This window comes from Bacteroides sp., from assembly GCF_019417265.1.
GTDB lineage: Bacteria > Bacteroidota > Bacteroidia > Bacteroidales > Bacteroidaceae > Phocaeicola.
In genome coordinates, this window is record NZ_DXVR01000003.1 from 52,384 (window position 1) to 62,834 (window position 10,451).

Sequence of the window (10,451 nt, forward strand, 5' to 3'; positions counted from 1 at the left end):
GAACAATGATAGGAAAAGGATATTCAGTAAAAAGCGCACAGATAGAAATGGAAATGATTGCTGAAGGATATTACGGAACGAAATGTATCAAGGAATTGAACAAACATCTGCACGTCAATATGCCTATAGTGGATGCGGTGTACAACATCCTGTACGAACGCATATCTCCTATGATAGAAATAAAGCTTTTAACAGACTCATTCAGATAAATTTTTGAATATGGAAAATATTAAATTGAACATCGAAAACTCTGTCAGCTTCATGGCAGAAGGTAAACTGGCTGCTTACGAGCCATTGGTAAAGACTTACATGGAAACCCTTGAAAAAGGTACAGGACTTGGTAATGACTTCTTGGGATGGCTTCACCTCCCATCTTCTATAACCAAAGAACATATCGAAGATATCAAAGCTACAGCAAAAGTTCTTCGTGAAAACTGCGAGGTTGTAGTTGTTGCCGGTATTGGTGGTAGTTATCTTGGAGCACGTGCCGTGATAGAAGCTATGTCCGACAGCTTCCAGTGGTTAAAAGAAAAGAAAGCAGGGGAACCAACCATTGTTTTTGCAGGACACAACATCGGTGAAGACTATCTTTATGAACTCATAAGCTTCCTGAAAGACAAGAAATTCGGTGTAATCAACATATCAAAATCAGGTACTACTACAGAAACTGCTCTTGCATTCCGTCTTCTGAAGAAACAGTGCGAAGACCAGCGCGGTAAGGAAATGGCTCGCAAAGTTATCGTAGCCGTTACAGACGCAAAGAAAGGTGCTGCACGCGTAACAGCCGACAATGAAGGTTACAAATCATTCATCATCCCTGACAATGTGGGCGGTCGTTTCTCTGTTCTTACTCCGGTAGGTTTGCTTCCTATAGCTGTAGCAGGCATAGATATTGAAAAACTTGTTGAAGGTGCACGTAAGATGGAAGAAGCTTGTGCAAACGAAAACATGTACGAAAACCCTGCTGCACTTTATGCTGCTACTCGTAACGAGCTTTACCGTAACGGCAAGAAGATTGAAATCTTAGTAAACTTCCAGCCAAAACTTCACTACTTCAATGAATGGTGGAAGCAGCTTTACGGCGAGTCAGAAGGTAAAGACGGAAAAGGTATCTACCCAAGCTCTGTTGACTTCTCTACAGACCTTCACTCAATGGGTCAGTGGATTCAGGAAGGCGAACGTACTATCTACGAAACAGTTATCTCTATCGAAACTCCTAACCACGAATTGCGTGTTCCAACAGACGAACAGAACCTTGACGGTTTGAACTTCCTTGCAGGAAAGCGTGTGGACGAAGTAAACAAGATGGCTGAACTCGGAACTCAGTTGGCACACGTTGACGGTGGTGTTCCAAATATGAGAGTATCTGTTCCTGCATTGAACGAATACTACATCGGCCAGCTGATTTACTTCTTCGAAAAAGCTTGCGGTATCAGCGGCTATATCCTCGAAGTAAACCCATTCAACCAGCCTGGAGTTGAAGCATACAAGAAGAACATGTTTGCTCTGCTCAACAAACCTGGTTATGAAAAAGAATCAGAAGCTATCCAGGCTCGTCTGAAAAAATAAGATTTTATTGTAACATTCCTCTTTTTTAATCTCATTCATTTCAAAAGAGGACCGACACAAATACGAGGCACGTAATATGGCAGAATTGCTGTAATACGTGCCTTTAAACGATATTAAAAAAGACACAACCAATGTTTGAAAAGGCAATACAAAACTATTTAAAGGAAAAAGGATATAACAAAATCAATCTTAAAGCAGTACTGTTCGATATGGACGGTGTACTATTTGATTCGATGAAGAATCATGCAAAGGCATGGAACAAAGCAATGGCTATGTATGATATGAATCTGAGCGAGGAAGAAGCATACATGCACGAAGGACGTACAGGAGCAAGCACTATAAACATAGTAAGTGCACGCGAAAGAGGATACGAAGCAAGTGAAGATGAGATAAAAAAAATCTATCAAACCAAAAGTGACATATTCAACAGTCTTCCAAAGGCAGAACCTATGCAAGGAGCCTATACTCTACTTCAGGAAATAAAGAATTCAGGACTTCAACCAGTACTCGTAACGGGGTCAGGACAGCTGTCATTGATAGACAATCTTAATCATCACTTCCCTGGAATATTCCAGAAAGAATATATGGTTACAGCCTACGACGTGAAATTCGGTAAACCAAATCCGGAACCTTATCTGATGGGACTGAAAAAGGCAGGAATAGAGCCCTATGAGGCCGTAGTGGTAGAGAATGCTCCACTTGGAGTAAAAGCAGGAGTAGCAGCCGGAATATTCACAATAGCAGTAAACACAGGTCCGCTTCCGGACAATGCCTTACTTGATGAAGGAGCCAACCTACTTTTCAATTCTATGCAGGAACTTGCTGATAATTGGGCAGTCTTAAGAAACGACTTAATATGAAATAAAAACAATATAACTTAAAAAGGTAAGGCTGAATCATAAAAGAAACAGTCTTACCTTTTCTATTGTGTTCTAAATGTAATAGCTTTCTAATCAAGCTTTCTTGATATAATCTACAATCCACTGACCAACTTCCTTAGTACCATACTTGGCACCGCCTTCTACCTGAATTTCAGGAGTACGGACATTTGCGTCGAGTGAAGCATCAACGGCACGACGGATCAACGCACCTTCTTCCTTACAGTCGAAATATTCGAACAGCATTGCTACGGACAATATCTGTGCCAACGGGTTGGCAATGTTCAAACCTTTAGCTTGTGGCCATGAACCATGGATAGGCTCAAATACAGGTGTACTTTCGCCAGTAGAAGCAGATGGAAGGAGTCCCATAGAACCGCTGATTACGGAACCTTCGTCTGTAAGAATGTCGCCGAATGTATTTTCTGTAACCATTACATCGAAGAACTTAGGTTCCTGAATCATCTTCATTGCTGCATTGTCAACAAACATATAGTCTGTAATAACTTCAGGATACTGAGAAGCCATTTCCTGTGCAATCTGTCTCCACAAACGTGAAGAAGCAAGTACATTAGCCTTATCAACTACAGTAAGATGCTTACGGCGCTTCATAGCATATTCAAAACCTACTTTCAGAATTCTTTCGATTTCAAGACGAGTGTACATATTTGTATCGTATGCCTTGTCGTTATCCTGATATTTTTCGCCGAAATACATACCTCCTGTCAGCTCGCGGATGCAAAGGAAGTCTGCGCCATCCACCAATTCAGCCTTAAGAGGAGATTTGTGTACCAGACATTTGAAAGTCTGCACAGGACGGATATTCGCAAACAAACCAAGTTTCTTACGCATAGCCAAAAGTCCCTGTTCAGGACGTACTTTTGCTGTCGGGTCATTATCGAACTTAGGGTCGCCTACTGCAGAGAACAATACCGCATCTGCATTCTTACATACCTCGTAAGTTGCTTCCGGAAACGGGTCGCCCACTTTATCTATTGCATCTGCACCACAGATAGCATATTCGTATGATACTTTATGGCCGAATTTCTCGCAAACGGCTGTCATTACATCTACTCCCTGAACTGAGATTTCCGGTCCTATACCGTCACCGGCTAATACTGCTATTTTAAAATCCATTGTATTTGAGTTTTAAGTTTATTATTCTAATTAATAAGATTCAACATTTTTATTGTAGCTTTAATTGCTGCTTCCGTCTGGTCGGCATCCAAACCACGAGTACGGAATTCCTTATCTTCGTAGTTCCATGTTATCACTGTCTGTACAAATGCGTCTGTACGTCCGCCCGGTGGAATTGTAACCGCATAATTCACAAGCATTGGGAACTTACGATTCAATGTTCCTTTATATATCTTGCGCAACGCACGCACAAAGGCATCATACTGACCGTCACCGCTTGAGCTTTCCTGATATACTTTACCGTCTATCTCGATACTCAATGTAGCCATAGGTTTCAATCCCTGTGCAAGAGTAACAAAGTAGCTCAAAAGCTTGACCTTTTTATCTATTGTATCATGTTTGAGCACATCGCTGATGATATAAGGCAAGTCGTCCTGAGTCACAAGTTCCTTGCGGTCGCCAAGTTCGATGATACGGTCTGTCACTTTACGCATGGATTCTTCATCCAGTTCCAGTCCCAGACTTTCCAGATTTTTCCGGATATTTGCTTTACCAGAGTTCTTACCAAGAGCATATTCCCTCACACGACCGAAACGTTCCGGCTGAAGATCGTTGAAATAAAGATTATTCTTACTATCACCGTCGGCATGAACACCTGCCACCTGGGTAAACACATTCTGTCCCACTATAGGCTTATTGGCAGGAATACTTATACCAGAATATGATTCAACAGTACGGCTTATTTCATTCAGACGACTCTCGTCAATATGTGTGATAGCCTGAAAATGGTCTTTCAATATCGCCTGCACACTGGCAAGAGGAGCATTCCCTGCACGCTCTCCTAGACCATTAATTGTAGTATGAAGACCTTTCACACCGCTCAAAACTGCTGCCAATACATTGCTGACAGCCAGGTCATAGTCATTGTGTGCATGGAAATCGAAATGCAAATCAGGATGGCGTTTCTTCATCTTGCGCATATACTCTATTACCTGAAGAGGATTAAGGATACCTAAAGTATCGGGCAGCATAAAACGCCTTATTCCCGTATCAAGCAACCCGTCAATAAGTCCGTAAACGTACTCCGGAGAGTCTTTCATACCGTTACTCCAGTCTTCCAGATAAAGATTTACCTCCATATCGCGGTCCAAAGCGTATGCCACTGTACGGCGAATATCTTCAAGATGTTCCTCAAGTGTTTTCTTCAGCTGATAGTGGCAATGCTTCTCCGAGCCTTTTGAAAGAAGGTTTATAACCCGGCCTCCTGCATCATGTATCCAATCAACAGAAACAGTTCCGTCCACAAAACCAAGTACTTCTACCTTATATAGCATATTGTGGCGTGCTGCCCAATCGCATATCATCCTGACAGCATTCAGTTCTCCGTCGGACACACGTGCCGATGCCACCTCTATCCTGTCAACCTTCAGGTCTTCGAGCAGCATGCGGGCTATCATCAGTTTTTCGTGTGGTACAAACGATACTCCGCTGGTCTGTTCACCGTCGCGGAGTGTTGTATCCATTATTTCTATTACAGGATGATTCATATTTATCAGTTCAATTATTATCTGTTACTTACAGCTTCTTCGTATGCTGCTATCTTATCCCTGTTTTCTACAAGGAAATCTATATCGTCCAGACCGTTCATCAGACAATGCTTTTTATAAGCATTTATCTCGAATTTCTCCGATTTGCCTGTAGCCTTGTTTGTGATGGTCTGTTCCGGAAGGTTTACTTCTACCTCAGTTTTAGGGTCGGCATATATAGAATCAAAAAGTCCTTTAAGGAATTCTTCGCTTACCACTACCGGAAGAACAAAATTGTTCAGTTCGTTATTCTTGTGGATATCGGCAAAGAAACTTGACACTACCACTCTGAAGCCATATCCGGCTATAGCCCATGCCGCATGCTCACGGCTAGAGCCGCTTCCGAAGTTCTTTCCTGCCACCAGTACCTGTCCGCTGTATTTAGGATCATTAAGAACAAAATCTTTATTCAACGATCCGTCCGGATTATATCTCCAGTCGCGGAAAAGATTGTCACCGAAAAATTTCTCATCACGTGTTGTAGCCTTGAGGAAACGTGCCGGGATTATCTGGTCTGTATCCACATTTTCCAAAGGCAAAGGGATACAAGTGCTTGTTATTATATTGAATTTCTGTTTCATTGTTATACTCTATTTTACTGATTACATAAGTGTTCTTGGATCTGTTATCACTCCTGTTACTGCTGCAGCAGCTGATGTAAGCGGACTTGCAAGCAATGTTCTTGAGCCAGGTCCCTGACGTCCCTCAAAGTTTCTGTTGCTTGTAGAAACAGAATATTTACCTGCAGGAATCTTGTCGTCGTTCATGGCAAGACAGGCAGAACATCCCGGCTGACGGATTTCAAATCCGGCTTCTTCCAGAACTTTATCCAAACCTTCTTCACGAATCTGTTCGTCCACCATCCATGAACCCGGAACGAGCCATGCAGTAATGTTATCAGCTTTCTTACGTCCTTTAACGATTGAAGCAAAAGCTCGGAAATCTTCTATGCGTCCGTTTGTACATGCACCCAGGAAAACATAATCCACTTTCTTTCCTATAAGGCTTTCACCCGGAGTAAATCCCATGTACTGCATAGATTTCTCGAAAGAACCTTTTTCCACTTCGCTCATACCATCTGTAGTTGGAATATTCGAAGTAATTGCCATACCCATACCAGGATTTGTTCCGTATGTAATCATCGGCTGAATATCAGCTGCATCATAACGGACTTCTTTATCAAATACAGCGTCATCGTCGCTTTTCAAAGTCTTCCAGTAAGCAAGAGCCTTATCCCACTCTTCGCCTTTAGGTGCATATTCGCGCCCCTTGATATATTCGAAAGTCACTTCATCCGGAGCTATCATACCACCGCGTGCCCCCATCTCGATTGAAAGGTTACACAATGTAAGACGTCCTTCCATAGTAAGACTACGGATAGCTTCTCCGGCATATTCCACAAAATATCCTGTTGCACCACTTGTTGTCATCTTCGACATCATATAAAGAGCTACGTCTTTTGCTGTTACTCCCTTACCAAGCTTTCCGTCTATAGTAATACGCATTGTCTTTGGACGTGACTGAAGAATACACTGCGATGCCATAACCATTTCCACCTCGCTTGTTCCTATACCGAAAGCTACGGCTCCCATTGCACCGTGAGTAGAAGTATGCGAGTCGCCACATACGATAGTCATACCCGGAAGTGTCAATCCTCTCTCCGGTCCTACCACGTGGATAATACCATTCTTCTTGTTCATCATTCCGAAATGTGTCAGCCCGAAATCTGCTGCATTCTGTGCCAGAGCATCTACCTGTGCTTTTGAAACAGGGTCTTCTATCGGTTTGTCCTGGTCGTGAGTCGGAGTATTGTGATCCGGCATACAGTAGATTTTCTCCGGGCGGAAACATTTCAAACCACGAGCACGCATACCGGCAAAAGCCTGCGGACTTGTCACTTCGTGGCAATAAAGACGGTCTATATATAATTGGGTAGGTCCTTCTTCAACCTTCTGCACTACGTGTGCATCCCATATTTTATCAAATAAAGTATTCATGTTTATTTTTAGTTATTGAGTTTTTAAGGTTTTCAGACATAAGAACAAAAAGACATATTCATTTGACTATATCTCATATTTTTTATTTATGTACTTATGTTCTTTTGTCTGAAAAGCTACTTGTATTATTTTTTGAACTTGTTGATACAGTCGATATAAGCTTCTACTGATGCAGCAATGATGTCTGTATTAGCTCCGAAGCCATAATACATCTGACCGTCATATTCCACCTGCATGTGTACTTTACCAACATCATCACTACCCTTGCTGATAGCCTGAATAGTAAATTCCTTCAGGGTCATCCGGCGCTTGATAATCTGCTTTACAGCCTTGATGGCAGCATCAACAGGACCATTACCTGTAGCAGCAGCTTCGAAATGCTCGCCTGAAATATTAAGTCCAAGACTTGCGACAGAACGAACTCCTACACCACTTGTAACCTGCAGATATTCCAATTTGATATGATGATTAACATTTCTGTCAGCACCTGCCAATACCATTATATCATCATCAGAAATATCTTTCTTCTTGTCGGCAAGCTTCAGGAAGTCCTCATAAACCTTGTCAAGTTTCTCCTGTGTCATATCCAGACCAAGGATATGAAGCCTGTGTTTCAATGCTGCTCGTCCGCTGCGTGCTGTCAATACGATAGCATTATCATCTATACCTACATCCTTAGGGTCGATAATCTCATATGTCTGAACATTCTTCAAGACACCATCCTGATGTATTCCAGACGAATGTGCAAAGGCATTACGTCCTACGATAGCCTTGTTTGGCTGAACAGGCATATTCATCAAGCTTGAAACCATTCGGCTTGTTGGATAAATCTTGGTAGTATTGATGTTTGTATCAATATCTATGTCGTTATGGCAACGGAGAATCATAGCTACCTCTTCAAGTGAAGTATTACCGGCCCTTTCACCTATACCGTTAATAGTAACCTCAACCTGTCTTGCACCGTTCAGAACGCCTGAAATAGTATTTGCTGTAGCCATACCCAAGTCATTGTGACAATGAGTAGAAATTATAGCTTTGTCAATACCGTTTACATGCTCCATAAGGTATTTGATTTTCGCTCCATATTCCTCAGGAAGACAATATCCGGTAGTATCAGGAATATTTACAACTGTAGCACCAGCTTTGATTACAGCCTCTACTACCCTTGCAAGATATTCATTTTCAGTACGTCCGGCATCTTCTGCATAGAATTCAACATCTTCCACGTAACGCTTTGCATACTTCACTGCAGCCACAGCACGTTCTATTATTTCCTCTCTCGTAGAATTGAACTTATACTTGATATGTGAATCTGATGTACCGATACCTGTATGGATTCTCTTATGCTTTGCATATTTTAAGGCTTCTGCCGCCACATCAATATCTTTCTGTACGGCACGGGTCAAAGCACAAATTGTAGGCCATGTGACAGCCTTTGAAATTTCAATTACTGAATTGAAATCACCCGGACTTGAAACAGGGAAACCGGCCTCTATGATGTCAACACCAAGTGCCTCCAACTGACGTGCCACCTGAATTTTTTCCACTGTATTAAGCTGACATCCCGGGACCTGCTCACCATCTCGAAGAGTTGTGTCAAAAATAAATAATCTCTCACTCATATTCTTTGCATTTTATATAGTTATCAAAAAAAAGCCTTTCGCACAGGGAAGTGAGAAAGGCTTGATATATCATTCTGTTTTTACATCAGTATGCACGCGACTCACTTCCCACCGGTGTTCCCAGTAGAATAATAATACCGCATAGCAAAATATGTAAAAACATTGTATTCATATGATTCTCTTTTTTAGTTCGATGCAAAGGTATATATATTTTTGGAATAATAAAATAAAATGAAAGTTTTTCTCTGTCTTTAACAACAATTTAATACTTCTATTATGTTATTGCTATTATTATATCACTTCTGTTAACGGTCATTCTATTCTGAGTTCATGCAAGCATGCCTGAACTTCTGTTATACTTCCCATGTGTTTTCCCATGTCATCCGACAATTTTATACATTCTCTCCAACTCTGATTAGCATTCATCTTACATTTTGACAATTTCATAACTATATTTGACGGTTTATATCCTGTGTCATTAGTAAGATTAGTTCCAATACCAAACGCACATCTTATTTTACCTTGACAATACTTATAAAGAGATAATGCCTTTTCAAAATCCAATGCATTACTAAATATTATTGTTTTCGTAACAGGATCAATACCTAATTCCTTATATCTATCAATAAGCTTATCTACAAACTCCAGTTCATCTCCAGAGTCACACCTGACTCCATCAAACAATTTCGCCTGCTTGCGACTAAAGTTTGTCAAAAAAGATTCGGAAGTATATGTATCAGATAATGCAGTACCCAAGTCACCATCATAAACGTTTACCCAGTTCTCCAGAGCCATATAATTGGCATGCTTATATCCGAACTGAGCTCCGTGGAACATGAACCATTCATGAGGATGAGTCCCCATAGGACGCATATTATATTTCATGGCAAGATAACAGTTTGACGTTCCTGTACAATATTTAGAATGTTTCTTCAGATAATCTACCACCCAATCATGCACCTCGAAAGAGAATCTCCGTCGTGTTCCAAATTCAGAAAAAGGCAAGGCGTTAGAATTCGACAATTCAACCTTAACGGCCAACTTATTCAGAATATCTTCCTTTGAAGGTCTTTGATTAAAAAATATATTCTTTATTTCCGAAACAATAGCCAGAATTGGAACTTCATAAAGAGTCACCTTATATAAATAATCTGTCACTTCTATATGCAAATGGCGTTCCTCATCCAGATACACATCTATTATATCAGGATTAAACCGGAAAGAAAACAACCATTCCCAGTAGACTCTCGGCATGAATCTGCAATTTACAGACATATATTCGAGCTCATCAGGAGTAAGGCCTACTCCTTTCAACCTGTTAAATTCTTCTTTTAGTGCGTTCAGAAAATCATCAGAATATTCAGTTTCATCACGATCTTTAAAACTGAAAGTTCCTATTGCATAAGGAAACAATTTTATATAAGCATAAGATGTAGTAAACTTATATAAGTCTGTATCTAAAATTGATTTTAATATCATAATTACATTTTTTTGACGATGTGGTAAATTTACAATAAATTAATCGGAATGTAAAATGAATGTAGATTTTACTTTCACATCATTCACAAAAAATGAATTTGACACGATATTTCTGAAATTTCTGCGTTGTATAAACGCGAAAGTCCCCGAAGTATCTCTACCTCGGGGACTTCTCTACTAAAA

The 10,451-nt window shown here is 40.7% G+C and carries 9 protein-coding genes; 3 read left to right on the top strand and 6 right to left on the bottom strand.

Features of this window, described 5'->3' with window-relative positions:
- The 3 genes from QZ379_RS01250 to QZ379_RS01260 form a co-directional block, all read left to right on the top strand.
- Positions 1 to 209, top strand: a 209-nt coding sequence (locus tag QZ379_RS01250; RefSeq protein ID WP_366933564.1) for an NAD(P)H-dependent glycerol-3-phosphate dehydrogenase, incomplete at its 5' end; no start/stop codon positions are given.
- Positions 210 to 219: 10 nt separating this feature from the next.
- Entirely contained in the window at positions 220 to 1,569 is a 1,350-nt protein-coding gene (locus tag QZ379_RS01255) for a glucose-6-phosphate isomerase (RefSeq protein ID WP_291557334.1), read from the top strand.
- A 131-nt stretch (positions 1,570 to 1,700) separates the two neighbouring features.
- On the top strand, positions 1,701 to 2,429 hold the full coding sequence (locus QZ379_RS01260) for an HAD-IA family hydrolase (protein WP_291557337.1): 729 nt from the start codon (positions 1,701 to 1,703) through the stop codon (positions 2,427 to 2,429).
- A gap of 93 nt (positions 2,430 to 2,522) precedes the next feature.
- On the opposite strand, the gene leuB is transcribed toward QZ379_RS01260, so the two are convergent.
- From leuB to pncB, 6 genes are all read right to left on the bottom strand, one after another.
- Positions 2,523 to 3,584: a 3-isopropylmalate dehydrogenase gene (gene leuB, locus QZ379_RS01265; protein WP_291557339.1), complete on the bottom strand. Its 1,062-nt coding sequence runs from the start codon at positions 3,582 to 3,584 to the stop codon at positions 2,523 to 2,525.
- Between the two features lie 26 nt (positions 3,585 to 3,610).
- A complete protein-coding gene (locus QZ379_RS01270; protein ID WP_291557341.1) occupies positions 3,611 to 5,131 on the bottom strand; it encodes an alpha-isopropylmalate synthase regulatory domain-containing protein in 1,521 nt (506 codons plus the stop codon).
- 17 nt (positions 5,132 to 5,148) lie between these two features.
- Entirely contained in the window at positions 5,149 to 5,751 is a 603-nt protein-coding gene (leuD, locus tag QZ379_RS01275; RefSeq protein WP_291557343.1) for a 3-isopropylmalate dehydratase small subunit, read from the bottom strand.
- 21 nt (positions 5,752 to 5,772) lie between these two features.
- Positions 5,773 to 7,167: a 3-isopropylmalate dehydratase large subunit gene (leuC, locus tag QZ379_RS01280; protein WP_291557347.1), complete on the bottom strand. Its 1,395-nt coding sequence runs from the start codon at positions 7,165 to 7,167 to the stop codon at positions 5,773 to 5,775.
- Between the two features lie 125 nt (positions 7,168 to 7,292).
- Positions 7,293 to 8,789 carry a 2-isopropylmalate synthase gene (locus QZ379_RS01285; protein WP_291557348.1) on the bottom strand — a complete coding sequence of 499 codons (1,497 nt, stop codon included), beginning with the start codon at positions 8,787 to 8,789 and terminating at the stop codon, positions 7,293 to 7,295.
- A 312-nt stretch (positions 8,790 to 9,101) separates the two neighbouring features.
- Positions 9,102 to 10,268: a nicotinate phosphoribosyltransferase gene (gene pncB / locus QZ379_RS01290; protein WP_291557349.1), complete on the bottom strand. Its 1,167-nt coding sequence runs from the start codon at positions 10,266 to 10,268 to the stop codon at positions 9,102 to 9,104.
- Positions 10,269 to 10,451 lie beyond the last annotated feature (183 nt).